At 66.1% G+C, this 24683-nt stretch carries 22 protein-coding genes and 2 pseudogenes; 16 read left to right on the top strand and 8 right to left on the bottom strand.

Translation table 11 applies throughout. The features are described from left to right. Positions 1-57 precede the first annotated feature (57 nt). From ACPJW8_RS15270 to ACPJW8_RS15245, 6 genes and pseudogenes are all read left to right on the top strand, one after another. Positions 58-1216 (top strand): annotated as a pseudogene (locus tag ACPJW8_RS15270) (TadA family conjugal transfer-associated ATPase). Further along, positions 1216-2094, top strand: a complete 879-nt coding sequence (locus tag ACPJW8_RS15265) for a hypothetical protein (RefSeq protein WP_330187154.1) — start codon at positions 1216-1218, stop codon at positions 2092-2094. The pseudogene ACPJW8_RS15270 and the gene ACPJW8_RS15265 overlap by 1 nt, the downstream one beginning before the upstream one ends. 64 nt (positions 2095-2158) lie before the next feature. Beyond that, the gene (locus ACPJW8_RS15260; RefSeq protein WP_425256484.1) at positions 2159-2839 is read left to right on the top strand and encodes a type II secretion system F family protein; all 681 of its coding nucleotides are present in this window, start codon (positions 2159-2161) and stop codon (positions 2837-2839) included. 141 nt (positions 2840-2980) lie between these two features. Beyond that, on the top strand, positions 2981-3418 hold the full coding sequence (locus ACPJW8_RS15255; protein WP_330187156.1) for a DUF4244 domain-containing protein: 438 nt from the start codon (positions 2981-2983) through the stop codon (positions 3416-3418). Continuing rightward, positions 3415-3867 carry a TadE family type IV pilus minor pilin gene (locus tag ACPJW8_RS15250; RefSeq protein ID WP_330187157.1) on the top strand — a complete coding sequence of 151 codons (453 nt, stop codon included), beginning with the start codon at positions 3415-3417 and terminating at the stop codon, positions 3865-3867. Before ACPJW8_RS15255 ends, ACPJW8_RS15250 begins: the two co-directional genes overlap by 4 nt. 74 nt (positions 3868-3941) lie before the next feature. Further along, the gene (locus ACPJW8_RS15245; protein ID WP_425256360.1) at positions 3942-4259 is read left to right on the top strand and encodes an Rv3654c family TadE-like protein; all 318 of its coding nucleotides are present in this window, start codon (positions 3942-3944) and stop codon (positions 4257-4259) included. Positions 4260-4309: 50 nt separating this feature from the next. Here ACPJW8_RS15245 and ACPJW8_RS15240 read toward each other — a convergent pair. Together ACPJW8_RS15240 and ACPJW8_RS15235 are read right to left on the bottom strand one after the other, a co-directional pair. Then, positions 4310-6768: pseudogene (locus ACPJW8_RS15240) on the bottom strand (DEAD/DEAH box helicase). Positions 6769-6838: 70 nt separating this feature from the next. Further along, the gene (locus ACPJW8_RS15235) at positions 6839-7525 is read right to left on the bottom strand and encodes a GNAT family N-acetyltransferase (protein ID WP_425256359.1); all 687 of its coding nucleotides are present in this window, start codon (positions 7523-7525) and stop codon (positions 6839-6841) included. Between the two features lie 116 nt (positions 7526-7641). Between ACPJW8_RS15235 and ACPJW8_RS15230 the strand changes: the two genes are divergently transcribed. After that, entirely contained in the window at positions 7642-8529 is an 888-nt protein-coding gene (locus tag ACPJW8_RS15230) for a rhodanese-related sulfurtransferase (RefSeq protein ID WP_330187161.1), read from the top strand. Between the two features lie 12 nt (positions 8530-8541). Here ACPJW8_RS15230 and ACPJW8_RS15225 read toward each other — a convergent pair whose 3' ends face one another. Both ACPJW8_RS15225 and ACPJW8_RS15220 read right to left on the bottom strand, forming a co-directional pair. Then, positions 8542-9126, bottom strand: a complete 585-nt coding sequence (locus tag ACPJW8_RS15225) for a hypothetical protein (protein WP_330187162.1) — start codon at positions 9124-9126, stop codon at positions 8542-8544. Positions 9127-9167: 41 nt separating this feature from the next. Continuing rightward, a complete protein-coding gene (locus ACPJW8_RS15220; RefSeq protein ID WP_330187163.1) occupies positions 9168-10076 on the bottom strand; it encodes a LysR family transcriptional regulator in 909 nt (302 codons plus the stop codon). Positions 10077-10160: 84 nt separating this feature from the next. Here ACPJW8_RS15220 and ACPJW8_RS15215 point away from each other — a divergent pair, with 84 nt between their 5' ends. Together ACPJW8_RS15215 and ACPJW8_RS15210 are read left to right on the top strand one after the other, a co-directional pair. Then, a complete protein-coding gene (locus tag ACPJW8_RS15215) occupies positions 10161-11078 on the top strand; it encodes an EamA family transporter (RefSeq protein WP_330194155.1) in 918 nt (305 codons plus the stop codon). A 27-nt stretch (positions 11079-11105) separates the two neighbouring features. Beyond that, the gene (locus tag ACPJW8_RS15210; RefSeq protein ID WP_330187165.1) at positions 11106-11726 is read left to right on the top strand and encodes an FMN-binding negative transcriptional regulator; all 621 of its coding nucleotides are present in this window, start codon (positions 11106-11108) and stop codon (positions 11724-11726) included. Between the two features lie 21 nt (positions 11727-11747). On the opposite strand, the gene ACPJW8_RS15205 is transcribed toward ACPJW8_RS15210, so the two are convergent. Both ACPJW8_RS15205 and ACPJW8_RS15200 read right to left on the bottom strand, forming a co-directional pair. Continuing rightward, positions 11748-12326, bottom strand: a complete 579-nt coding sequence (locus tag ACPJW8_RS15205) for a hypothetical protein (RefSeq protein WP_330187166.1) — start codon at positions 12324-12326, stop codon at positions 11748-11750. Between the two features lie 9 nt (positions 12327-12335). Beyond that, a complete protein-coding gene (locus ACPJW8_RS15200; RefSeq protein WP_330187167.1) occupies positions 12336-12782 on the bottom strand; it encodes a hypothetical protein in 447 nt (148 codons plus the stop codon). Between the two features lie 130 nt (positions 12783-12912). Here ACPJW8_RS15200 and ACPJW8_RS15195 point away from each other — a divergent pair, with 130 nt between their 5' ends. The 6 genes from ACPJW8_RS15195 (at position 12913) to proC (ending at position 21165) form a co-directional block, all read left to right on the top strand. Further along, on the top strand, positions 12913-13674 hold the full coding sequence (locus tag ACPJW8_RS15195) for a MerR family transcriptional regulator (protein WP_330187168.1): 762 nt from the start codon (positions 12913-12915) through the stop codon (positions 13672-13674). 163 nt (positions 13675-13837) lie between these two features. Then, positions 13838-15598, top strand: coding sequence for a DUF7059 domain-containing protein (locus tag ACPJW8_RS15190; RefSeq protein WP_330187169.1), 1761 nt, complete (start codon positions 13838-13840; stop codon positions 15596-15598). 102 nt (positions 15599-15700) lie between these two features. Next, a complete protein-coding gene (topA, locus tag ACPJW8_RS15185) occupies positions 15701-18436 on the top strand; it encodes a type I DNA topoisomerase (protein WP_330187170.1) in 2736 nt (911 codons plus the stop codon). Positions 18437-18556: 120 nt separating this feature from the next. Continuing rightward, a complete protein-coding gene (locus tag ACPJW8_RS15180; RefSeq protein ID WP_330187171.1) occupies positions 18557-18982 on the top strand; it encodes an SseB family protein in 426 nt (141 codons plus the stop codon). A gap of 98 nt (positions 18983-19080) precedes the next feature. Beyond that, positions 19081-20088 carry a Ppx/GppA phosphatase family protein gene (locus tag ACPJW8_RS15175; RefSeq protein WP_330187172.1) on the top strand — a complete coding sequence of 336 codons (1008 nt, stop codon included), beginning with the start codon at positions 19081-19083 and terminating at the stop codon, positions 20086-20088. Positions 20089-20331: 243 nt separating this feature from the next. Then, entirely contained in the window at positions 20332-21165 is an 834-nt protein-coding gene (proC, locus tag ACPJW8_RS15170) for a pyrroline-5-carboxylate reductase (protein ID WP_330187173.1), read from the top strand. A gap of 63 nt (positions 21166-21228) precedes the next feature. Here the strand turns inward: proC and ACPJW8_RS15165 are convergent, their stop codons facing one another. Together ACPJW8_RS15165 and ACPJW8_RS15160 are read right to left on the bottom strand one after the other, a co-directional pair. Next, on the bottom strand, positions 21229-21915 hold the full coding sequence (locus ACPJW8_RS15165) for a TrkA family potassium uptake protein (protein WP_330187174.1): 687 nt from the start codon (positions 21913-21915) through the stop codon (positions 21229-21231). After that, positions 21908-23341: a TrkH family potassium uptake protein gene (locus ACPJW8_RS15160; RefSeq protein WP_330187175.1), complete on the bottom strand. Its 1434-nt coding sequence runs from the start codon at positions 23339-23341 to the stop codon at positions 21908-21910. The genes ACPJW8_RS15165 and ACPJW8_RS15160 overlap by 8 nt, the downstream gene beginning before the upstream one ends. Before the next feature lie 99 nt (positions 23342-23440). On the opposite strand from ACPJW8_RS15160, the gene ACPJW8_RS15155 reads away from it, so the two are divergent. Then, the gene (locus ACPJW8_RS15155; RefSeq protein WP_330187176.1) at positions 23441-24652 is read left to right on the top strand and encodes an acetoin utilization protein AcuC; all 1212 of its coding nucleotides are present in this window, start codon (positions 23441-23443) and stop codon (positions 24650-24652) included. The last annotated feature ends 31 nt before the right edge of the window (positions 24653-24683 follow it).

The following is a 24683-nucleotide window of genomic DNA, read 5'->3' as shown; positions in this document are numbered from 1 at the left end:
GGCGAGCCAGGACGTATTGCTCCCGGCGCGGCATCCGCGCGGGTAGGCCCGGGGCTCATGGATGCCGGCCTGCTGGAAACAGTCCGCGAATCTGTAATGGCCGAGGCCGGGCCGGTGACGCCGTCGCGGGTTGCCGCAGCAGTGCAGGCAACGGGAAGGCTGTTGGGAACCGCCGGTTCCCTGGCAGTGGCTGAACGGCTCAGTGCCGAACTGAACGGGCTGGGACCGCTCCAGGAGCTGACCCGTGACACCGCGGTGACGGACATCTTCGTGAACGCGCCGGACTCCGTGTGGGTGGATCGCGGCGCCGGCCTGGAACGTACCGGGATCTCTTTCGCCGGTGAAGAACATGTGAGATCCCTTGCCGCCCGGTTGGTGGCGGCCGGCGGACGCCGGCTGGACGACGGTTCGCCGTGTGTGGATGTGCGCCTCGAAGCCGGTTACCGGGTCCACGCAGTGCTGCCGCCGATCTCCACGGTCGGCACGCTGCTGAGCATCCGGATCCGGCGTGAGCAGGTGTTTTCCCTCGATGAACTTCGGAACAGCGGGCTTTTCGGCAGCCTTATCCACGAAATTCTGGAGCGCATCATTTCGTGCCGCCTCAGTTTCCTCATCAGCGGAGCAACCGGGTCCGGCAAGACCACGCTGCTCTCGACGCTGCTGGGGCTGTGCCCGCCAGGAGAGCGGCTGGTGCTCATCGAGGACGCCGCGGAACTTAACCCTGTCCACCCGCACGTAGTGACCCTGGAGACCCGGCACGGGAACCTTGAAGGCGGCGGTGGCGTGGACCTTCCGGAACTCGTCCGGCAGGCGCTTCGCATGCGCCCGGACAGGCTGTTGGTGGGCGAATGGGGGCGCCGAAGTCCGTGATCTGCTGACCGCCATGAACACCGGGCATACCGGCGGAGGCGGCACCATCCACGCGAACACGGCCGTTGCGGTTCCAGCCCGGCTGACGGCCCTGGGCGCACTGGCCGGGCTGGACCAGCAGGCCGTACGGCTCCAGGCGGCCAGTGCCTTGGACGCAGTGATCCACGTTGACCGCACATCCAGCGGGAGGCGGCTCACCTGCATCGGGTGGGTCATGGACCGGGACGGCCAACTGGCCGTGGTGCCAGCCCTTGAAGTGGTGGATGGAAGCGTCCGCCAGGGCCCCGCCTGGGCGGATCTCGCAGCCCGCCTGGGGATGGCCCCCGAACTTCCGGAGCCCTGCTGATGGCGGTGCTGCTTTCGTTGTTGCTGACAGGCTCACTGGTACTGGCCGTGGTCCTGGCCATGGAGCCACGTCGTGGGGCAGTGAGGCGCCTGCGGACGCTCCTGGGCCGCACACCCAAGGATGCGCCGCCACCCGGAGTCGACGGCAGGAACCCCTGCGCGGATCGCAGCGGGACAGGTCTCTTCGCCAGCATCGCTACGCTGATTCCGGGGGTGCGGGCGGCAGACGGCCAGGGATCCCAGGACGCCATGACGCTGGCCGTCCAGCACATGGCCGCACTGCTGAAAGGCGGCAGGAACCCGTCCCGGCTGTGGGAGGAACTTGTGGTGGTGCATGGCTCTGCCGCCAAGCCTGAGCCTGCCGGTCCACGGCCCCGATCGCACGGCCGCCAGCGCGCAACGGCAGGCCACACCATGAGCGGGGCCTCGCTGGGCGTGCTTGCCGCGGCACGAGGAGCCGCGCGGCTTGGTGCACCGGTTCCGGCAGCGATCCGGAACGCCGCACTCACAGCCTCCTTCCAGGAAGACAGCCGTGAGCGGCGGGTGTGGTTCGACGTAGCCGCCTGCATGGACGTGGCTGATGCCAGCGGTTGCCCGTTGGCCGATGTCCTGGCCAGGCTGGCTGCCCAACTCGAAGTGGAGGATGACGCCGATGCTGCCCGGCAGACGGCGCTCGCCGGGCCCAGGAGCACGGTGACCCTGCTGAGCTGGCTTCCGCTGACAGGACTGGGGCTCGGAATCGCGCTGGGCGTTGACCCGCTGGCGATGCTGCTGGGGACTCCCTTGGGGATCGCGGCATTGATGGCCGGGGCCGTACTGACCGTCTTGGGGCGCGTCTGGTCCGCCCGGTTGGTGCGTTCGGCCGTGGTGGGCCTCTGATGGTTCCGGTGCGCCAGGATAAACCGCAACCAGGACGGCTCACCACCATGCTCCGGTGGGCGATATGAGTGCCTTGGTGATCGTGCTGCTGCTGGTCATCGCGGCTGTCCTGGCTTTTCCGGCACGTTCTGTGCCGGCCCGCAGGCTTGCCGGATTTTCGGAACGGCCACCGGCCGTTCCTGTTGCCGGCAACCCCAACCGTCCGGGCAGTTCCGGCGCCCACGGTCGGCCGGACGGCGCGCCTGCCGTTACTGGGGGACGCCTGAGACGTTGGCCGCTGAAGGGTGCCGGGTCTTTGGCCAGGCAACCAGGATTGCGCGATCCGGCCATGGTGTTGGAACTGGTGGCGGCCATGCTGGAAGCCGGATCCGGCCTGGGCCGGGCGCTTGACCTGATCGCTGCCGCCGCTGCCGAGGAAATCCGTGCACCGTTGCGCCCTGTGGTGGCGGCGCTGGCCATCGGGGCGGACTGGGAGACGGCATGGCGGAGCAGCGATGCCCGCCATCCGGACATCCTGCTGCTCAGGGACGCGCTCTCTTTTGCTGCGTTCACGGGCGCGCCCTCGGCATCCATCCTGTACGCGCAGGCCGCCCGCATCCGCCGCGACAGGTTCCGGCAGGCAGAAAAGCGGGCCGCCTCCCTCGGCGTGAAGCTGGTCATTCCGTTGGGCCTCTGCTCGCTGCCCGCGTTCATCTGCCTGGGCGTGGTGCCTGTCCTGCTCGCCCTTGTGCCGTCCGGAGGCTGACATCGGGCGTTGGACCAGTCCTCCACAGGGCCGGATCCGGGCAGGTTATCCACTTGGCGAAATCAGGGCTAACGGTGTCCAGACGCCAGCCGGAAGAGTCGAAGCATCCGGTAAACCCGCCGGGCAACGAAAGGAAACGCAATGTCCGCACAACTAACAGCGCTCGCCGGATCCACGCCGGCGCAGGCTTCCGCGAGCCACCCGACTGCCGCCGTCCTCAACGAGCCACCCGCTGGCTCGTCTGAACCCGATGCCAACGAGCGGCTCGCAGACGTGGTTGAGCTTTACCCCGGTGGTGCCAGTACTAATGGTGCCAACATCACTGCAGCCGGCTCCGGCATCGCGGGGTGGGGACCCTTGGGCCGTACGGGCAGGCGGCTTGAGATCCTGTGGCTCAAGCACAGGTACTTCAGCCGTGCCCGCCTCATGGGATCGGAGGCAGGGATGGCCACTGCCGAATATGCCATCGCAACGTTGGCCGCGGTTGGATTCGCCGGCGTCCTGGTCTTCCTCCTCCGCAGCGAAGAAGTCCGCGGCTTCCTGCTCAACCTCATCCGCACGGCTCTCTCCCTCCCATGAGCAGCGCAGGCTGCGGGATGGGCAACAGCGAGGCGTCCGTGGATCCGGACCCTGATCGCCGGGCCCCGGGATCCCGCGGAGCCGTAACCGCCGAGTTCGCTGTTGTCCTTCCCGCAGTCCTGTTCCTGCTGGCACTGCTGCTTGCCGGCGCCGCTGCCGGCGTGACCCAACTGCGGCTCGAGGGAGCAGCCCGGTCCGGCGCCCGTGAGCTTGCCCGGGGTGAGGACGCCGGAACGGTTACGGAAACCGTCCGCTCCCTGGCCGGGGCAACGGCCGTGGCAGCCGTTTCCTCGGACGGGGGCTGGTCCACGGTGACGGTCTCTGACCGTGCCGGAGGGCTACTGGGTGGAATGGTCCCCTGGACGCTGTCCGCCACAGCCACCGCGCGCACGGAAGCCGCGGCCCTGCCTGCAGCCATTCCTGCGGCACTTCTGGGGTGGTCCGGTTGAGGAGGCAGCATCCGGAACTGAGTACGCGGCATCCGGAACGTGGGTCGGGCACTGTTCTGGCCGCCGGTCTGGGGATGGTCCTGATCCTTGGCCTCGCCATGCTCATGCTGCTGGCGCAGGCTTCGGTCATGGCGGGCAGGGCTGCCGCAGCGGCGGACCTTGCCGCGCTGGCAGCTGCAGACAGCTGGCGGGGCCTGACAGCAGGGGAACCATGCGCGGTAGCCGGAGAAGTCGCCGGCCGTCACGATGCCGAGGTCCTCGAATGCACTAAGTCACCCGATCATTCCGTGGAGGTACGGATCCAGCTCCGCCATGCGGCGGTTTTCGGGCCCGCCACAGCGAGGTCCAGGGCAGGCCCGCCACCCGGAACGAGCCCGGGACCAGCGGACTGACTTTTCGGATACTCGCCCCGGGCGGGGCTACCTATGCCGGGCTAGCCGGGTTACCTGTGTTGCGAAGCGAGTGCCGTGATGGTCGCGGGCGCGCCGGCGTCACCGTCGCCGTTGTCGCCGGCACCAGCTGCCGGGCCGGATAGCCCTGCGACGTCTGCGGGACCCGCATCCCGGGCGTCACGGAGCAGAACGTCCAGCAGGGTCACGGCGGCGTCCTTGTCCAGCGGGTTGTTCTTGTTGCCGCACTTGGGCGACTGGACGCAGGACGGGCAGCCGGATTCGCACTCGCAGGCTTTAATGGCGTCGCGGGTGGCGGCCAGCCAGGTCCGGGCCTTGTCGAAGCCGCGTTCTGCAAAGCCGGCCCCGCCCGGATGCCCGTCGTAGACGAAGATCGTGGGTACTCCGGTGTCCGCGTGCAGGGCCGTGGAAACGCCGCCGATGTCCCAGCGGTCGCTGGAGGCCACCAGCGGCAGCAGACCGATCGCGGCGTGCTCGGCGGCATGGAGTGCCCCGGGGAACTGCGCCTCGATCAGGCCGGCTCCGGTCAGCGACCTGTTGTCCACCACAAACCACACGGCCTTGGTAAACAGATCGCGCGCTCCCAGCTGCAGGGGTTCCTCGCCCAGGACCTCGTTGGAGATCAGCGCCTTACGTTGGAAGGACACCACTTGGGTAGTCACCTTGACGTCGCCGAAATGAACAGAGACGTCGCCCCATTGGGCCGTCCGGACGGTCTCCAGCACCTCAATCTGCGTGACATCCCGGGCCGTGGTGTAGTAGTCAGGGTTGGCGCGGCGGGCAATAACGCAGTGGTCCTGCTCGTTCAGTTCCTCCACCACGTAGCTTTCGCCCTGGTGGACGTATACCGCGCCGGTGTGGGCCTGGTAGTGGGTCTGCGGCGAATCCATGGTCCCCAGCAGCGAGCCCGTCTCCGCGTCCACGATGCTGACGGGTCCACCGCCGTCCGCCCGCAGGTTCACCATACCGGCCGCACTTTGCGGGTGGGTCCAGAACCACCCTGCCGGCCTGCGCCGGAGGTAGCCCTGCTCCACCAGCTGGTCCAGGAGGCGTTCCGCCGTTGGGCCGACAGCTCCAGCTCGCCGGCACCCAGGGGCAGTTCAGCGGCTGCAGCGCACAGGTGCGGGCCCAGGACGTAGGGGTTGCCCGGGTCGAACACCGTGGCCTCTACCGAGACGTCGAAGATCGCTTCCGGGTGGTTCACCAGGTAGGTGTCCAATGGATCGTCGCTTGCCACAAACGCAGCGATGGCGTCCTGCCCTGCACGTCCGGCGCGGCCGATCTGCTGGAAAAGCGAGGCGCGGGTCCCTGGCCAGCCGGCCACCAGCACGGCGTCAAGGCCCGAAATGTCGATGCCCAGCTCCAGCGCGGACGTGCTGGATACCCCCAGCAGCTCACCGGACCGCAGGGCCCGCTCCAGCTCCCGACGCTCCTCCGGCAGGTAACCGGAGCGATAGGCAGCGATCCGCTGCGGCAAGCTTGGTTCCACTTCGTCCAACAGGCGCCGGGTAATGCTGGAAATTGTCTCCGCACCCCGCCGGGACTTGATGAAGGCGATGGTCCTGATCCGTGCGGACACCAGGTTGGCCAGGAGATCGGCAGTTTCCGCCACCGCGGTCCGGCGGGCGGGGGCGCCGTTTTCACCCAGGTGATCCATCAGCGCCGGCTCCCACAGGGCAACGGTGGTGGCACCGTGCGGCGAGGAATCCCGGGCCACAGCCTGCACAGGGGCACCAATGAGCCGGCCGAAGGATTCACCGGGCTCGGCGGCCGTAGCCGAGGCCGCAATAAACACAGGCTCGGGGAACGACTGGCCCGCACCGTAGTAGGCGCAGATCCTGCGCAGCCGCCGCATCAGGTTGGCCACGTGGGAGCCAAAAACACCGCGGTAGCTGTGGGCCTCGTCGATGATCACGTACCGGAGCCGGCGGAAGAAGCTGGCCCACCAGGTGTGGTTGGGGAGGATACCGAAGTGCAGCATGTCCGGGTTGGCCAGGATGAAGTTGGCGTGGTCCCGGATCCAGCGGCGGGACGCAGGGTCGGTGTCGCCGTCGTACGTCTCCGCCCGCACAGTGGGCAACTTCAGCGCGCGGATGGCCGCCAGCTGGTCAGCCGCCAGGGCTTTGGTGGGGGACAGGTACAAGGTGACGGCGCCGTCGTCGTGGATCTTTCCAGGCTCCGCGAGGACGCGCAGTTCGGAACGGTGGATCGCATCAAGGGCCGGCAGCTGGTAGGCCAGCGACTTTCCGGAGGCGGTGCCGGTGGCAATCACCACATGCTCACCCGAATGGGCCAGGTGTGCGGCCTCGATCTGGTGGCGGTACGGCTCCTGGATGCCCAGGGAGCGGTAGGCATCCACAACGTCAGGGTGCGCCCATTCCGGCCAGGGCTCGTGGACTGCCTGGCGGGCGGGAATGACGTGGACATGACGGAGCTGCTCCGGGTCCGGGCCGCGGCCCAGGAGCGGGATCAGCGAGTCATGGGGATTCACCCCAACATTCTTTCATCCGGGCGGCACACCCGGGGCATCCGCCGGGATCCGGCGTCAGGCCACCGAGAGGTCAGTCAGCGCCCGCAGCAGCGCCCGAAACGGACATCATCAGGACGTGGCACACCTTTTTCCAGCCCAGGTGCGAATACAGCTTCTGGCCGTCGAGGGAGGCAAGGAGCAGGCCTTCCTCAACGTCATGGCCCAGCGCCTGCGCGGCGAGGGCCTTCATAATGAAGCTGCCCAGCCCGCGGCGCTGGAAAGTGGGTTCGGTGACGATCTTGTCGAAAACGGCGGTGCCGTCCACCACAAACACCTGGCCGCTGGCCGCCACCACGCTTCCCGAACGGACGATCGCATGATGGACCCCGTTAAGTTCAGCGGTCTCCAGGGTGAGGTCGTCGTCCGCAAGCCAGGGGTCCTCGGTGTCCTGCGTGGCCATGTCCACGATCATCATGGTCTGCGACGCGGAGGTCACTTTCAGCCCGTACTGTTCAGCCAGGAAGCTGTAGCGGGCAACATCGTTGCTCAAGATGGTCAGGATGCGGGTGGGCGCCTCGGCGGTCTTGGCAGCCAGCCCGGCGAATTCGTCGTCAGAGGGGTCGTGGGCAAAGTATTCCCAGTCCTGCGTGGAGTCGTGGCGCAGCGCGGCCGGGAAACGACCTTCAGTGGAAACTTCGTATCCGCGGCAGCCGGACCAGCCGGCCACCCAGACTTCCAGAAGGTGGGTCACATCTTCAACCATGGCGTCGGGAGTCATGAGTCGAGGGTATTGCAGCCCGTCAGCGAGCAACAGGGCTGGCAGCCCGAAAGCTTCGTTGCTTATCCAATTGTGATCAGATGTGACTGATACACCCGCCCGGTACCCTTGAAGGCGTGAACAAGATCGTGCTCTTCTACGGATTTACCCCGCTCGCAGACCCGGAGGCAGTCCGTCTCTGGCAGCGTGCCCTGTGCGAAAAACTGGGCCTGCGCGGCCGCATCCTGCTTTCCAAAGACGGTATTAACGCAACCGTGGGCGGCGAAATCCGGGCCGTGAAAGAGTACGTCAAGACCACCCGGCAATACCCGGGGTTCCACGGAATCGACGTCAAATGGTCCGACGGCGGTGCGGAGGACTTCCCCCGGCTGAGCGTTAAGGTCCGGGATGAGATTGTCTCGTTCGGCGCTCCGGGGGAGCTCACCGTAGACGCAAACGGCGTAGTGGGCGGCGGCACCCATCTGCAGCCGGAGGAGCTCCACGAACTGGTGGAAGCGAAGAAGCAGCACGGCGAGGACGTGGTGTTTTTTGACGGCCGCAACGCGTTCGAGGCGCAGATCGGGAAGTTCAAGGACGCGATCGTTCCGGACGTCGCCACCACCCACGACTTCATCAAGGAACTGGAATCCGGCAAGTACGACGACCTTAAGGACAAGCCAGTGGTCACGTACTGCACCGGCGGAATCCGCTGCGAGGTCCTGTCCAGCCTGATGGTGAACCGCGGCTTCAAAGAGGTGTACCAGCTCGACGGCGGCATTGTCCGCTACGGCGAAACCTTCCGGGACAAGGGACTCTGGGAAGGCTCGCTCTACGTGTTCGACAAGCGGATGCACCTTGAGTTCAGCGACGAGGCCAAGGTCATCGGCGAGTGCGTGCGCTGCGCCGCGCCCACCAGCAAGTTCGAAAACTGCTCCAATCCCAGCTGCCGCAACCTCACGCTCTACTGCGCCGAATGCGCCGCCAGCCCGGAAACGCTCCGCTGCCCCGAAGGCTGCGCTGCCTAAGACCCTCCCTGCTTACAGCCTGATCACGCGGTAGGCGACGTTCGCGGTCTCGTCGGCGTGGACCCTCAGGGACAGCACGGCGTCCTCCGGCAACTGGATGACGTTGACGCGGGCGGCGCCGCACAGCAGCCTCAGGTCGATCAGCGCCGATTCCCCGTTCCGCACCAGGAAGTCCACGCGCCGCACGCTCCGGCATGCCAGGGTGAGCGAATAGGTGCCCGGTTCCAGGGAGGGTGTTTCCTCGGTGCGTACTTCTCCTGCTTCGAGGCGGGCCAGGCTGCTGTGGACGGTTTCGCCGGCAGCGCCAGGCATGACTTCGTCAGCCCATCCCCTCATATCCTCCACACCTACGGCCGGCGGCCCCCGTCGCCGTGGGGGTTCGGCCACCACCGGCGCGGTGGTGGATTCAACCTCCGGCGGTGACCAGGCGTCGTCGTAGGTGTATTCGCAGGCGGTGAGCGCCGGGAGCGACAGTACCCCTGAAAGAACAAGGGAAAGTACGACGGCGGCCGGCCGGTTGTGGTGCGCGCGCGGCGGTTCCAGCGGGCGTGTTGCAGCCCGCCAGGCCCGGGTCCGCCCCGCCATTGCCGACGGCATAGTTCGACTGTATGCCCGCCCGGGTCAGCAGGCCAGAGTCCTCAGGGCGCTGTTTCCATGCCTTTGCTTTTTCCCTTGACGTGCTGCAGGACCGCTGCGAGTGCCGGCCAGGTGCGGTTGCCGTGACGGGTGCGTGCAAAGGCGCGGACCCGGACGTCGGGCTGCACAAGCGGGACCAGCCGGACGCCGGCCCGGGGCTTGCTGTCCGCGGGAAGCAATCCGATTCCCATGCCGGCCAAGATGAGGTCCTCCACCAGGTCCAGGCTGTCCGCCTGGTGCCTCATGCGGGGTTCGAAGCCTGCCATTGACGAGATCAGTCGAAGCACATCCTCGTCCGCCCTGTTCCGCGAATTGCCGATCCAGTCGTAGCTGCGGAAGGCGGTGAAGACTTCCGGGGCTGTGGCGCCTGCAGCCACGCCATCACTTTCCGGTACGCCCAGGCTCCAGGGGGTGCTCCACAGCGGTACGGAATCAAAGGCTGCACCCCGGCCATCGGGTGCCAGGTTGTAGTCGTAGGTCAGCGCCAGGTCCACGGTGTCCGCGGCGAGGAGGGCCAGGGCTTCGTCCGGTTCATGCTCGCGGACCTCGATCTTGACGCGCGGATGGCTGAGGGCCAGGTCTCCGACGATCGGCATCAGGACCTTCCGCACGGCTGTGACAAATCCGGCCACCCGCAAGGTTCCTGCCGGTTCCGAGCCGGAGTCCAGTTCGGCCGTGGCCGCGTTGACGGCAGCAAGAATGGTTGCGGCGTGGTCGGCCAGTCGGCGGCCCGCGGGGGTCAGCCGCACTCCCCGGCCCGCCGGTTCAAGCAGCGCAGTTCCGGTCTCCCGGGCGAGAGCGGCGATTTGCTGGGACACAGTGGACGTTGTGGTGCCCAGCGTATCGGCGACGTTCCGCATTGAGCCCTGACGGGATAATTCCAGCAGCACTTCCAGGCGACGCGTTTCCATCCCTCGATTGTCCACTATTTATGGATGGTTTGTGAATGATTATCGCGTGGACGTAGACGTTCCCCGGCGGGTCTACTGGTAACCATGATGACTTTGTCCCCAACACGCTTCAGTGGCGCCGGTGCCGGAACTGCGATGGCGGGCGCCGCAATGTGCTGCGTCCAGCTGGGCCTGGCAGCCTCTGTTGGGCTTTCAGAACAGCTTGGCTCAGACGGCGTCGCCTGGTTGCGTCTTGCCTGGGCGGCGGTAATCCTGGTTGCCTTTACCCGCCCCTGGCGGATGCGCTTGAGCCGTTCGGCGCTGCTGACCTGCATCCTTCTCGGGTTCGTTACGGCCGGAATGACCTTGCTGTTTATGGCCGCCGCCATGCGGATTCCGCTGGGAACCGCGAGCGCCCTGGAATTCCTGGGGCCGCTCGCCTTGGCCGTGATCAAGGGCCGGAAGGCCGGTCGCTGGTGGGCTGTGGTGGCTGCAGCCGGCGTGCTTGCGCTGACGGAGCCCTGGCATGGTGGCACCGACCTGACGGGCGTGGCCCTCGCACTCGGGGCGGCCGTGTGCTGGGCAGCGTACATCCTCCTGACCCAGCGGGCCGGCGGCGAGGTGAGCGGCCTGCAGTCTCTGGCTGTTTCGATGCCGGTGGCGGCCGTGGCCACAACCGTCATCGTCGGACCGGCGGTGTTCGGCCACCTGAGTTGGCCGTTGCTGTTCGTCGGTGCTGCACTGGCGCTGCTGATGCCGGTGATCCCGTTCAGCCTGGAGTTGCTGGCCCTGCGCCGGCTCAAGGCATCAACCTTCGGCACCCTGATGAGCCTGGAGCCTGCAATCGCCGGAGTTATCGGCTTCGTCATCCTGGCCCAGGCTCCGGGACTCGCCACCATCGTGGGCATAGCCTTGGTGGTGGCGGCAGGAATCGGCGTGACGATCCACGACAGCAGTTCATCTCCCAAGCCGAATCAGACAGTGACGCCCCGCAATGATGTCCCGCTCGGAGCATCATCATAAGAACGAGCACCTTAAACAAGGAGCACAATGTACGTCCCCGCGCATTTCGACGCCGACCCTGAGGCCATCGAACGGCTCCTGTCCCATCCGGGTGCTTCAAACCTGGTCACCATGACGTCAAAGGGCATGATCGCGACCATGGTGCCGTTCGTCTTCGACTCCTCGCTGGGAGAACGCGGAGCCCTGCTGGGCCACCTGGCCCGCAACAACCCGCACTGGTCCGAAGAGGCCGTGGGTGAATCGCTGGTATTGGTCCAGGGTCCTGACGCCTACATCACGCCGTCCTGGTACGCGGCGAAAGCCGAGCACGGAAGGGTGGTGCCCACGTGGAACTATTCCACTGCGCACGTTTACGGGGACCTCATCATGCATGACGATCCCGCCTGGCTCGGCAATCTGGTGCGGCGTCTGACTGACCTGCACGAGGCGTCCGCGGAGCACCCCTGGAGCGTTGATGACGCACCGGAAAAGTACGTTACCGGTCAGTTGCGGGCCATTGTGGGCATCGAACTGCGCATCACCCGCGTGGAAGCCAAGCTCAAACAGAGCCAGAACCGCTCGGCCGCGGACGGGGATGGCGTGATCGCCGGACTCGAAGTCCGGGGGGACCAGGTCAGCGCAGACGCCGTCCGGGACGCACGCAGGTAAACCAGCGCCGGGTGCTATCCGTCAGGAAGCTGGCTTCACCAGGTAAATGCTCCCGACGGCGAACTCAGGACCGAGTGACCGCATGCCGATAGTCACGTCACCTGGTACCAGTTCGACGGCGGTTTCGGAGGCGGTGCCGCAACTGACGGGGAATTCGGTAGTGAGGCTAGCGTCAATGTCCGCTTGGATCACCTGAGCTATGGCTTCACCTTCGGGGCTGCACGCCATAAGCGCCGTGTAGACCCCTGGCTTGGTAATGGAAACAGTGAAGGACGATCCCTGTCCATCCCGCATCCCGCCGGCGGAGCCGCCGAGGGTTGTCTCCGGCATTGTTCCGAGTTGTGCCTCCACGTCAGCCAGCAGCTCCTGGAACTTTGCCTCCATGGCCAACCGTGACTCCCTGGCTTCAACAGTCTCCACGTAGGCATCGGGCGTGGGCGCGGCGGTCTGGGTGGGCAGCGGCTCCAAGTCGGCGTATTCGCACCCGGCAAGGCCCGGCGCAAGCAGTCCGGTCAGGGCTACGAGCCCAAGTACCCGCGCAGGCCTGGACCAAAAGCGCAAAGCCAGGTGCCGCCGTCGAACATTTCCCCCGTATGCCATGGGCCGAGCCTAGCCTGCGGGGACCAGCCTGTAGGCGTACAGCACTGGCGCGTCCACGCTGGAGATGCTGAATTCGACCGGCCCGCCGGGGAATTCCAGCTTGGCCGTTTCGCGGGAGCCGTGGCAGGCGGCGCCGAGGTCCACCAGTTCTTTTCCGGCCGCGCTGACTGCCAGGAACGCCTTGCCGCCGCCCTCGCACACCAGGGTGAGGGAATAGGATCCGGCGGCAACGGTCTCGGTTTGTGCAGACGGTTCCGCATCCATCAGGCGGCCGGAGAGTTCCAGGGCCGTTCCGGATCCGGCAGTGGGTGCAGGCAGCGCAGTGGCCTGCCATGCGGGGATGTCCGCGTCCTCGACCGACATCCGCGGTGCGCACGCCGTCGCCGCAGAAAGTACGACGGCGGCACCAGCAGCCAGTGCCAGGGCGCGGCGGAGCGCGGGGCGGGGGAGAGTCATGCCTCCAATTTACCCGCCGGGAACCGATGTTCCGGCCACGGCCATTGACCGGCCTTGACGTTGACGCAACGTCAACCCTTAGAGTCGAATCACGCCCACAAAGGGGCACGAATTCACGGAAGGAAGCACGGTGGACTGGTCCATCCAGGAGATCGCACGGCTCACGGGCACTACCAGCCGCACCCTGCGCCACTATGACGACGTGGGGCTGCTCAAGCCCAGCCGCGTTGGCCATAACGGCTACCGGTACTACAACCAGGACGCGCTGGTGCAGCTGCAGCGCATCCTGCTGCTCCGCGGCCTGGGGCTGGGCCTGCCCGTGATCGCCGGGGTGCTGCGGAATGAAACAGACGCGGCGAAGGCGCTGGCCGGCCATCTGGACTGGCTGCGCAGCGAGCAGGAACGGCTGGGGCAGCAGATCGCCTCCGTGCAACAGACATTAAAAGCAGTGAAAGGAGGAGGGAACATCATGGCAGAAGACATGTTCAACGGTTTTGACCACACCCAATACAAGGACGAGGTGGAGCAGCGCTGGGGCAAGGACGCCTACGCTTCCAGCGACAAGTGGTGGCGGAACATGAGCGCCGCGGAGCAAGCCGAGTGGAAGGACCGCGCCGCGCAGCTGGGCAGCGACTGGATCGCCGCGGCAGAATCGGGCGCTGAACCCGGCAGCGAGGCGGCCCAGGCCCTGGCCAAGCGGCACGTGGAATGGCTCACCGGGATTCCGGGGACGCCCGCCTTTGCCGGTGCCGGCGGCGACACCAAGGCGTACGTGACGGGCCTGGGCGAGATGTACGTCGCGGATCCCCGGTTCACCGCCAACTACGGCGGCCAGCAGGGAGCGGAGATTGTCCGCGACGCCCTGCGGATCTACGCGGACGCCAACCTGTAGGGGAACCGGGGACCCGCCCGTCCCCCCGACACCAACTGACTGGCATTTGACGCACTCAAAACGCGATTTCAGTGCAACAAGTGCCAGTCAGTTGGGTCGGGATGGGTCGGGATGGGTGGGGACGGGTGGGAAGCGCCGGGGCAGGCCGGAATAGACTTGCCCGGTGACTTCCTCCACCCTCTTCACCACCGGCAACACGGCAGACGCGCCCCGCAGCGACCTCCCGCACCTCCTCACCGCGCTCGCCGCGGACCTGCGCTCTGTGGGCTACACGCTCGACGGCGTGGCGGAGCTGCTGGGGGAGTCGGCGTCCGCCGCGCTGGACCGCGACCAGCTGATCCCGGCGCTTCTGGTCACCGAGGAGATCGAGGCCGCGGGAACGGCAGGAACTGCGGGAACCGGCGGAACTGCTGAATCTTCCGGAACAGCGGCGGAACCGGACGGACAGCGCGCGGCCCTTGCCGCCGTCGTCCGTCTCTGGCTGTTGGCGGTGCCGCAGTCCAGGGAAAAGCTCGACGCCGTCCTGCCCGCCATCGGGACGGAGGGTCTCCTGGAGCTGCGGCTGATTGAACCGGATAACGACGGCGGCTACCGGGCTGCTGCCGATCTCCGGCCCTACGGCTGGTCCGGTGCCTCACAGGCGGGTGACTCAGAGGAGGCCGGAGATTCTGCCGACGTCGAAATCTGGGTAGCCAGCGACCTCGCCGCGCACCAGCGTCCGGGTGTGCTGCGGCATGACCACGTGCTGGGGATCGGGCAGGCCTCCACCACGCTGGTGCAGACCACCATTCGCCGGCAGGTGGAGCGGGCGCTGGACCTCGGGACTGGCTGCGGGATCCAGTCGTTCCATCTCCTGGGCCACGCCCGGCACGTCACGGCGACCGACATTTCGGAGCGCGCCCTGGCCTTCACCCGGTTTAACCTGCTGCTGAACGCTGACGCCCTGGGCCTGGATCCGGAACGGCTGGAGGACAGGGTGAGCCTGCGGCTGGGCTCGCTGCTGGAGCCTGTGGAGGGGGAGTCGTTCAAGCTGGTGGTGTCCAACCCGCCGTTCGTGATTACGCCCAGGACGTCCGGTGAGAGCGCGGACAGCCAGTTCACCTACCGCGACGGCGGATTGCCCGGCGATGAGATTGTGGCCACGCTGATTGAGCTGCTGCCCACTGTCCTGGCCCCGGGCGGAACCGCACAACTGCTGGGCAACTGGGAAATCACGGACGGCTGGGACTGGCACGAGCGGCCCGAATCCTGGGTCCCGGAAACCGCTGAGGCCTGGTTCATCCAGCGCGAGCAGGTGGGCCCGGAACAATACGCCGAGACCTGGCTGCAGGATTCCTCCGAGTCCCGCAACCGCGAACACTATAAGGACTCCTACGCCGCGTACCTGCGCGACTTCGCCTCGCGGAACGTGACAGGAATCGGCTTCGGCATGGTGTTCCTGCGCCGCCCGGGCACCGAGGCAGGTCCTGCCGCGGGAGCAGCAGCGGGGGCCGGCCTCCTGCGCCGCTTCGAGGAAATCACCTACCCCATTGAGCAGCCGATCGGGCCCCACCTAGGTGCCGCCGTCGAACGTTTTGACTGGCTGGCCACACACAGCCTGGAAGATGCGCACCTGCTGGTGGCCGAAGACGTCACCGAGGAACGCCACCAGCGCCCGGGCGCCGAGCATCCCGGCGTCATCCTCCTGCGGCAGGGCGCGGGCCTGAGGCGGACCAACCTGCTCAGCACCGAGCTGGCCGGATTCGTGTCCGCGTGCGACGGCGAGCTGTCCGTCCGGCAGATCGCCGGCGCCCTGGAAGCGCTGCTGGGCGGCGGTGAAGCGTTCGACGGCGGGACGTTCCGGGAGGGCCTTTTGCGCGAGGTCCGCAACCTTGTGGCAGACGGTTTCCTGCTCCCGGACCCGGCTGTGGACGGGCCCGCGTAAGCCACCGCATTTCCACACCGAATGCGCACGATTGCCCAAAATATGGTGAACTAGGCCAGTATGGGCTGATCCGCCCGCGCAACCCCTTTCTGTAGGAGCACCGTGCCAAGCAAGGCCAAAACCGGCAAGAAACTCGTGATTGTGGAGTCTCCGGCCAAGAGCAAGACCATCGCCAAGTACCTGGGCGAAGGCTTCATTGTGGAGGCCTCCATTGGTCACATCCGGGACCTGCCGCAGCCGTCGGAGCTCCCCGCTGAACTGAAGAAAACGTCCGTGGGCAAGTTCGCCGTGGACATCGAGAACAACTTCAAGCCGTACTACGTGGTGTCGCCGGACAAGAAGAAGAAGGTGACTGAGCTCAAGGCCGCGCTCAAGGACGCCGACGCTCTTTACCTCGCAACCGATGGGGACCGCGAAGGAGAAGCCATCGCGTGGCACCTGCTCGAGGTGCTCAAGCCCAAGGTTCCCGTCTACCGGATGACCTTCGGCGAAATCACCAAGGAAGCCATCCACCGCGCCATGGACAACCTGCGGGACGTCGATTCCGCGCTGGTGGATGCCCAGGAAACCCGCCGCGTGCTGGACCGTCTCTACGGCTACGAGCTCTCCCCGGTGCTGTGGCGCAAGGTGGCCCGCGGCCTGTCCGCCGGCCGTGTCCAGTCCGTGGTTACCCGCATGGTGGTAGACCGCGAACGGGAGCGCATGGCGTTCAAGGCCGCGTCCTACTGGGACCTCACCGGCCAGTTCGGCGCCGATTCGGGCTCCTTCAAGGCGAAGCTCGCCTCCGTCGACGGCGCCAAGGTTGCCTCCGGCCGCGATTTTAACGACGATGGCGTCCTGACCGCCCGCAATGCTGTTCACCTTAATGAGGAACTCGCTGCGTCCCTGGCAGCAGGGCTCCAGGATGCGGACTTCCGCGTCCGCTCCGTGGACACCAAGCCGTACACCCGCCGTCCCGCCGCGCCGTTCACCACCTCCACGCTCCAGCAGGAAGCCGGCCGCAAGCTGCGTTTCTCCTCCAAGAGCACCATGCAGGTAGCCCAGCGCCTGTATGAAAACGGCTACATCACCTATATGCGTACGGACTCCTCGGCGCTGAGTAACGAGGCCGTCACCGCGGCCCGGCGCCAGGCCTCGGAACTCTACGGCCCCGAGTACGTGCCGCAGTCCCCGCGTGTTTACGCCAACAAGTCCGCCAGCGCGCAGGAAGCCCACGAGGCCATCCGTCCCGCCGGTGACTCCTTCCGCACCCCGGCCCAGGTGGCCAAGCAGCTCTCCGGCGACGAATTCCGTCTCTACGAACTGATCTGGAAGCGCACCGTCGCCTCGCAGATGGCTGACGCCAAGGGTTCCACCGCCACCATCCGTCTGGGTGCCGTTGCCGTGTCCGGTGAATCCGCCGGCCGCGACGCCGAGTTCTCCGCCTCCGGTACCGTCATCACCTTCCCGGGCTTCCTCGCCGCCTACGAAGAGGGCAAGGATGAGAGCCGTGGTGACGACGACTCCGACGAGGCCCGCCGGCTGCCGAACGTGGCGAAGGACGATGCCCTGACGGCGTCGGACATCACCGCCGTCGGGCACGAAACGTCCCCGCCGCCCCGCTACACCGAAGCCTCGCTGACCGCCGAACTGGAAAAGAAGGGGATCGGCCGGCCGTCCACGTACGCATCCACCATCTCCACCATCCAGGACCGCGGCTACGTCCGGAAACAGGGTTCGGCCCTGGTTCCCAGCTGGATCGCGTTCTCCGTGGTCCGCCTGCTGGAGCAGCACTTCACGGACTATGTGGACTACGAATTCACCGCGGACATGGAAGGCGACCTGGACAAGATCGCCAACGGCCAGGCTGCCGGTGCCGCATGGCTGAAGCACTTCTACTACGGTGAAGACGCCGATCCCGGCCTTCTGGACATCGTGAACAACCTCGGTGAAATCGACGCACGGGAGATCAACTCCGTGCCGATCACCGAAGGCATCACGCTGCGGGTGGGCAAGTTCGGCCCGTACCTGGAAAGCTCCATCCCCACCGTTGATCCCAAGACCGGCGAGATCGTCGAGTCCGCACGGGCCAACGTTCCCGAGGACCTCGCCCCGGATGAGCTCACGCCCGCCAAGGCCAAGGAACTGATGGAGACGGCGGCTCCCGAGGAGCGTGTGCTGGGCACTGACCCGCACACCGGGCACACCATCGTGGCCAAGAACGGCCGCTACGGCGCGTACGTCACCGAGATCATCCCGGAAATGACCGAGGAACAGCTGGCCAACCAGCCAGTGGAGTACTACAAGAACGGCAAGCCCAAGCCGCCCAAGAAGCCTGTGAAGGCCAAGCCGCGCACCGGGTCGCTGTTCAAGTCCATGACCGTGGATTCCGTGACCCTGGACGAGGCCCTGCAGCTGATGAGCCTGCCCCGGGTCCTTGGCGAGGACGCCGAAGGCAACCTCATCACCGTGCAGAACGGCCGCTTCGGTCCGTACCTGAAGAAGGGCACCGATTCCCGGTCCATCGGCACCGAAGAGGAAATCTTCACCATCACGCTGGAACAGGCCCTGGAGATCTACTCCCAGCCCAAGCAGCGCGGCGCCCGCGCAGCCGTGCCGCCGCTGGCCGAGTTCGGCCCGGACCCGGTCTCCGAGAAGAACATCGTGGTGAAGGAAGGCCGCTTCGGCCCGTACATCACCGACGGCGTCACCAACATCACGGTGCCCCGCTCCACGTCCCTGGAGGAGCTGACCCGCGAGCAGGCGATCGAGCTGCTGGCCGAGAAGCGTGCCAAGGGCCCGGTCAAACGCACCGCCACCCGCAAGGCCCCCGCCCGGAAGGCGGCGGCAAAGAAGTAAGCGGGTCCCGGTGGTTGAGCTTGTCGAAACCCCAGCGCCCGGGATCTCGACAGGCTCGATCAACGGTGTGTCCGGTGGTTGAGCTTGTCGAAACCCCCGGCAACGTGATCGGGTAGGTGTATGACTGAACAGCCAGCACACATCGATTCCGCGCCCCTGAACGAGCTTGAGGAGAAGCTTGCCCTGGGGGACCAGCCCGGCGGCAGCCCGGTGGATGTGATCCTCGCGTTCCTGAACAGCGAGGTCTACATCATCAGCGGCGACGGCATCGAAGGCCCGGATTCGGACGTCGAGCCGCTGGTCCTCGCCAACGCCGACGGCGATCCCGTCCTGGCCGTGTTCTCGCATCCCAGCCGCGTGGATGAGCCATACCTTGAGGCTGCTCCGAACATCCTGGGAACCCAGGGCGCGGCGATCATTGCCAACATCGGTGAGGAACTGGGCATGGTGATCAACCCGGGCGCGGCGTACGGGTTCGAGATCAACCCCGAGGGCATCGCCAACATCAAGCGGGACTTCAAGCGCACGGACGACGCCGAAGCGTAAGTTGTGCGGCGAGACGCCGGTGGGTGGGTGGGGCCACGCCGTAGGTGTTCCCTGGCCGAGCTTGCGAGGTTAGGGAGACGGTGGGGAATAATGTCACCATGCGTCTAGGCGTCCTCGATATCGGGTCCAATACTGTCCACCTGCTCCTTGTAGATGCCCATCCCGGCGCCAAACCGGTGGCGTTTGCCTCCCATAAGCGTCCGCTGTCCCTGGTTCAATACCTCGACGGCGATGGCAACATCAGCGACGCCGGCCAGGAGGAACTCATCGAGTTCGTCCTGGAGGCCTGGGAGTTCGCTGCCCGGCACAAGGCGGAGGACCTGCTGGCGTTTTGTACGTCGGCAATCCGGGAGGCCACCAACGGGCTGGAAGTCCTGGCGCGGGTGAAGCACGAAACCACTGTCACCCTGCAGGAACTCAGCGGCAGCGATGAAGCGTCCATGACGTTCTTCGCCGTCCGCCGCTGGTACGGCTGGGGCGCAGGGCCCATCCTGGACCTGGACATCGGCGGTGGGTCCTTCGAAATGGCCTTCGGCGAGGATGAGCTGCCAGCGCTGGCCACCTCAGTTCCGCTGGGTGCCAGCCGGCTCACGCGGGACTGGCTGGAGGAGGACCCGCCCACGGCCCGCAGCGTCAAGGAACTCCGCCGTTACATTGCGGCCACCCTCAAGCCTGCTGTCCGCCAGTTCGAGGAACTGGGCCGGCCCAACCTGACAGCGGGGACATCCAAGACTTTCCGTTCCCTGGCCAGGATCGCCGGTGCGGCGCCCAGCGCTGCCGGGCCTTATGTCCGGCGGGAACTGCGGGCCACGGACCTGGGCATCTGGACCCAGCGGATCTCCGCCATGACGGTGGAGGACCGGTTGTACCTGCCTGGAGTTTCCGAGGCCAGGGCCAAACAGCTGCTGGCCGGGGCCCTGGTGGCCGAGGCCGCGCTGGAGCAGTTCAACCTGAAGAAGATCAGGATCTGCCCGTGGGCCCTCCGTGAAGGCCTGATCCTGCGCCGCCTGGACCAGTTGGTCTTTGATGGGCCCCTTGGCCCTGCGCCGCACGTAGTGCCGGCCACCGTTAATCTGTCCGGCGTTGCAGGTGGGCTTGCCGGCTGACCTGCCCGTTAAACGAGTCAGCACCGGCGGACCGCTGCAGGGAAATGGGGGAAAACCCGCTGCAGCCCACCGGTGCCTGGCAAACATCCCCATGCTTGCCTCATCACTCGCACCCTCAATGAGGTAATAACTACGTTAGGGGCCGAAGATGTGTGCCGCCTTGGGTCAGCATGGGAGCTTCCTGTGAATGGGGTTTGCCGCCTTTGATTCCGAGGAGTTGGCGCCAACTGCAATGATGGAATCATGAGCAACCGAATCGCATTCCTTGGCTGTGGGTCCATGAACGAGGCCATTCTTGGCGGACTGGTGGAGGGCGGCACCGATCCGGCAGACATCGTGGCCACCGTCCGCAGGGCCGAACGCGCCGCGGAACTGGCCGAACGGCACCACGGCATCACGGCGATCGCCGGCGCCGAGGAACCGGACAACAACAAGCAGGCCGCCACGGGCTCCAACATCGTGATCCTCGGTGTGAAGCCCGTGGGGATCACGGACCTGGCCCGGGAAATCAGCGACTCACTCTCTCCAAACACCGTTGTGGTGAGCGTTGCAGCAGCCGTATCAATTGCCCAGCTGGAAGCCGCGCTTCCGGCCGGCCAGCCTGTGATCCGCTCCATGCCCAACACGCCCGCCAAGCTGGGACGCGGCGTTATCTCCGTCTCCCCGGGTACACACTGCACCCCCGAACAGCTTCAGAAGGTCAAGGACCTCCTGCGGGCCGCCGGAACGGTGGTGGAGGTTCCGGAGGAGCAGGTGGACGCGCTGTCCGCCATCAGCGGTTCAGGCCCCGCCTATGCGTTCTACCTGGCCGAAGCCATGGCCGCTGCCGGGGTGGAACTGGGCCTGGACCCGGAACTCTCGCTGCTGCTCGCCCGCGAAACCGTGGCCGGAGCCGGATTTATGCTGGCCGAGCCCGGCGCCGACCCGTCGGCCCTGCGCGTCGCCGTGACCAGCCCCAACGGAACCACGGAACGGGCGATCGCGACGTTCGACGAGCGCGGTATCCCGGCAATCATCGCGGCCGGTGCGAAGGCCGCAGCAGACCGGGCAGCAGAAATTACAAAGCAGCTGGGGTAGCGCCGCGACAGGGGTTTCGACAGGCTCAACCACCGGGGTTTCGACACGCACAACCGCCGAGGGTTACGGCCTGGCGGCGAACCGTTCCAGAAGGTCCACGTGGCCCGAAACGATGAGCATGTCCCGGGCGGACACTTTGGTTTCCGGGCGGGCGTAGGTGAAGTCCTCGCCGGGTGACTTCACGCCCACGATCGTAATGCCGTACTTGCTGCGCACCTTGGATTCTTCCAGGGTGAAGCCGACGGTTTCGCGTGGCGGGTACATCTTGACGATCGCGAAGTCGTCGTCGAATTCGATGAAGTCCAGCATCCGCCCCGAGACCAGGTGGGCCGCCCGGACGCCGGCGTCCGCTTCCGGGTAGATCACGTGGTTGGCGCCGATCCTGGTGAGGATCTTGCCGTGCGAGGGCGTGATGGCCTTGACCCACAGATGCTCGATGCCGAGGTCCACCAGGTTCACGGTGATCAGCACAGAGGACTCGATGGACGTTCCCACGCCCACCACGGCGGAGGTGAATTCCTGTGCTCCCAATTGGCGCAGGGCGTCCATGTTGGTGGCGTCGGCCTCTACGACGTGGGTGAGCAGGGATGCCCACTTCTGTACCAGCCCGCGGTCGCGTTCGATCGCCAGTACTTCCCGGCCCTGCTTCACCAGCTGCTCCGCCGTGGCCGAACCGAACCGGCCCAGGCCAATGACCAGGACGGGGGCGTTATGGGCGGGCCTGTTGACCGCACCTGATGAATTAGCCAATGATGGGCCTCTCTTCGGGATAGCTGAATAGTTGGCTCCGCTGGCGCAGTGCCAGTGCGGCCGCGAGCGTTACGGTCCCCACACGGCCCATGAACATAAGGGCCGTCAGTACGTAGGCTCCGGCAGGCGGAGCCTCGGCGCTGAGGTTGGTGCTCAGCCCGCAGGTGGCGAACGCCGAAATGGCTTCGAACAGCACCCGGTCCAGCGGCTCACCCGTAATCGACAGCAGCAGGAACGAACCCACGGACACCAGCGTAGCGCCGGCGACAATAACGGAGATGGCTACGCGCATGGCACCCTGGGGGATGGTGCGGCCATGGATTTTGACGTCTGCGTCGCCGCGGGCTTCGGCCACAATGGCCAGGAACATCACGGCGATGGTGGTTACCTTGATGCCGCCCGCAGTGGACGCGGACCCGCCGCCGGCGAACATGAGGGCATCGGTAAGGAGCATGGTGGTGGATTCCATCTCATTCTGGTCCACCAGGTTGAAGCCGCCTGAGCGGATGTTGACGGAAGCAAAGACCGAATGCAGGAGTTTGTCGCTGAAGGCCATGCCTCCGATGGTCCTGGCGTTGTCCCACTCCATCATGGCCCACAGCAGGCTCCCCACAGCGAAGAGAATGAGCGAAACCTCGATGGTCAGCTTGGTGTGGAGGTTCCACTTTTTCCAGTTGAGCCCGTTTTGCTGGAGGACCATGACCACAGGAAATCCGAGGCTGCCAAAGAACACGCCCACCATGATGGGGATCAGGATCCATAGATCGTTCTCGTACGGAACGATGCCGTCGGCGTGGGCCGTGAATCCTGCGTTATTGAAGGACGAAATCGCATAGAACAGGCCGTGCCAGATCGACTGCCAGAAGCCCTCGCCGAGGATCATGAACCGCGGTATGAGCACCAGCGCCAGAACTGCTTCGATAACCACAGACGTTGTGATGACGATCCGAAGGAGGGTACCCACTTCGCCGAGGCGCCCTGCAGTGTTCATGGACTGTGCGGCGATGATCTTCCCGCGCACACCGAGCCGCTTGCTCACCATCAGGGCCAGGAGGGACGCCAGCGTCAGGGTGCCCAGGCCGCCCACAAAGATGCCGACCAGGATGACCAGCTGGCCGAAGAAGGACCAATGGAGCGCTGTGGAGACCACCGTCAGGCCCGTAACGCAGACGGCTGATACAGCCGTGAACATTGCCTGGTGGAGCGGCGTGACCTGACCGTCAGCGGACGCGGCCGGAAGGGAGAGCAACGCCGTAAACAGGAGGACGACGACGGCGAACACGGTGAGGGCGAGGCGGGCGGGCGACGTATTGGCGATGTCGTCGATGAAGTTCCGCAGCCGTGGGAAGACGCCGAGTCCCTCCCGCTGAGGTTCGGCGGTATGCCAGCGGGCCAGGCTTCCGGGCGTCGGCTGGCGATCCGTCATGTGTGGCTTTCCTCGGTAGAAACTGTTCCTTCAGTAGTAAACCACTAAAACACGGACCCGGCCGGGCTTGGGCCGTTATGCTCGGGTAGCCTGTCACTGATGACTTTCCTGCCCGGGCTCAGTAAACCAACCCCGCCGACGACGGTGGTGTGGGATTCTTCGCTGACCGCCTACAACTTTGGCCTGGGCCATCCGATGTCGCCCGCGCGCCTGGACCTCACTGCACGGCTGGCGGGGAGCCTTGGCCTGCTTGACCTGGAACATGTCCGGGTGGAGGCACCCGGGGTGGCTTCCGACGTCGAGCTTAAGGCAGTTCACAGTGCCGAATTCGTCGACGCCGTCCGCCGGGTAAGTGCCGACCCCACGGTTCCGGATGAAGCCCATGGCCTGGGTACCGAGGACGATCCCGCTTTCGAGGGCATGCACGAGGCCGCTGCCCGGCTGGCCGGAGGCTCCCTGCTTGCGGCATCCGCCATCCTGGACGGCACCGCCCTGCATGCCGTGAATTTTGCCGGCGGAATGCACCACGCAGCGCGCGGCAAGGCCAGTGGGTTTTGCATCTATAACGACGCCGCGCTTGCCGTCCAGAAGCTGCTCGACGGCGGCATCACCCGTGTGGCATATATCGACGTTGACGCACACCACGGGGACGGGACGGAAAGCATTTTTTGGGACGATCCCCGGGTGCTGACCATTTCCATGCATGAATCAGGACTGACGCTGTTTCCCGGCACGGGATTTGCGGACCAGACCGGCGGACCGGGCGCGCAGGGAAGTGCCGTCAACGTCTCCCTGCCCGCCGGGACGGGAGACGCAGGCTGGCTCCGGGCATTCCACGCCATAGTCCCGCAGCTCGTGGCAGCTTTTGATCCGGAGGTGATTGTCAGCCAGCACGGCTGCGACTCTCACCGGCTGGACCCGTTGACGCACCTGAACATCAGCGTGGACGGCCAACGCGAGGCCGCCACGGCGATCGGTCAACTGGCGGAGCGGCACTGCCAGGGCCGGTGGATTGCCACAGGTGGCGGCGGCTACAACATCACCGGCGTAGTGCCCCGCTCCTGGAGCCACCTGATCGCGATCGCTGCCGGTCGGCCGGTACCGTTGAACACCCGCGTGCCCGAGGATTGGCGCACTTACGTCAACGAGAAATTCGGCGCGGACACCCCGGCCCTGATGGGGGACGACGTTGAACTGTGGTGGAGGTCCTGGGAAGTTGGCTTCGACCCCAACGACGCCATTGACCGTACCGTGATGGCAACCCGCAAGGCAGTTTTCCCGTTCTATGGCCTCGATCCCTGGTACGACTGACACATGGATGCCATTTGACGTATATATCGCT

The sequence above is a fragment of the Pseudarthrobacter sp. J47 genome (assembly GCF_049810315.1).
Taxonomy (GTDB): Bacteria; Actinomycetota; Actinomycetes; order Actinomycetales; family Micrococcaceae; genus Arthrobacter.
The sequence above is the reverse complement of the archived record's forward strand: the minus strand, read 5'-3'. Positions and strand labels throughout refer to the sequence as shown.

Excerpts from the sequence above, each read along its gene's own strand:
- ACPJW8_RS15265 (WP_330187154.1), top strand. The coding sequence starts at position 1,216 with ATGGCGGTGCTGCTTTCGTTGTTGCTGACAGGCTCACTGGTACTGGCC.
- ACPJW8_RS15260 (WP_425256484.1), top strand. The coding sequence starts at position 2,159 with ATGAGTGCCTTGGTGATCGTGCTGCTGCTGGTCATCGCGGCTGTCCTG.
- ACPJW8_RS15255 (WP_330187156.1), top strand. The coding sequence starts at position 2,981 with ATGTCCGCACAACTAACAGCGCTCGCCGGATCCACGCCGGCGCAGGCT.
- ACPJW8_RS15250 (WP_330187157.1), top strand. The coding sequence starts at position 3,415 with ATGAGCAGCGCAGGCTGCGGGATGGGCAACAGCGAGGCGTCCGTGGAT.
- ACPJW8_RS15245 (WP_425256360.1), top strand. The coding sequence starts at position 3,942 with ATGGTCCTGATCCTTGGCCTCGCCATGCTCATGCTGCTGGCGCAGGCT.
- ACPJW8_RS15235 (WP_425256359.1), bottom strand. The coding sequence starts at position 7,525 with ATGACTCCCGACGCCATGGTTGAAGATGTGACCCACCTTCTGGAAGTC.
- ACPJW8_RS15225 (WP_330187162.1), bottom strand. The coding sequence starts at position 9,126 with ATGCCGTCGGCAATGGCGGGGCGGACCCGGGCCTGGCGGGCTGCAACA.
- ACPJW8_RS15220 (WP_330187163.1), bottom strand. The coding sequence starts at position 10,076 with ATGGAAACGCGTCGCCTGGAAGTGCTGCTGGAATTATCCCGTCAGGGC.
- ACPJW8_RS15215 (WP_330194155.1), top strand. The coding sequence starts at position 10,161 with ATGATGACTTTGTCCCCAACACGCTTCAGTGGCGCCGGTGCCGGAACT.
- ACPJW8_RS15210 (WP_330187165.1), top strand. The coding sequence starts at position 11,106 with ATGTACGTCCCCGCGCATTTCGACGCCGACCCTGAGGCCATCGAACGG.
- ACPJW8_RS15205 (WP_330187166.1), bottom strand. The coding sequence starts at position 12,326 with ATGGCATACGGGGGAAATGTTCGACGGCGGCACCTGGCTTTGCGCTTT.
- ACPJW8_RS15200 (WP_330187167.1), bottom strand. The coding sequence starts at position 12,782 with ATGACTCTCCCCCGCCCCGCGCTCCGCCGCGCCCTGGCACTGGCTGCT.
- ACPJW8_RS15180 (WP_330187171.1), top strand. The coding sequence starts at position 18,557 with ATGACTGAACAGCCAGCACACATCGATTCCGCGCCCCTGAACGAGCTT.
- ACPJW8_RS15175 (WP_330187172.1), top strand. The coding sequence starts at position 19,081 with ATGCGTCTAGGCGTCCTCGATATCGGGTCCAATACTGTCCACCTGCTC.
- proC (WP_330187173.1), top strand. The coding sequence starts at position 20,332 with ATGAGCAACCGAATCGCATTCCTTGGCTGTGGGTCCATGAACGAGGCC.
- ACPJW8_RS15160 (WP_330187175.1), bottom strand. The coding sequence starts at position 23,341 with ATGACGGATCGCCAGCCGACGCCCGGAAGCCTGGCCCGCTGGCATACC.
- ACPJW8_RS15155 (WP_330187176.1), top strand. The coding sequence starts at position 23,441 with ATGACTTTCCTGCCCGGGCTCAGTAAACCAACCCCGCCGACGACGGTG.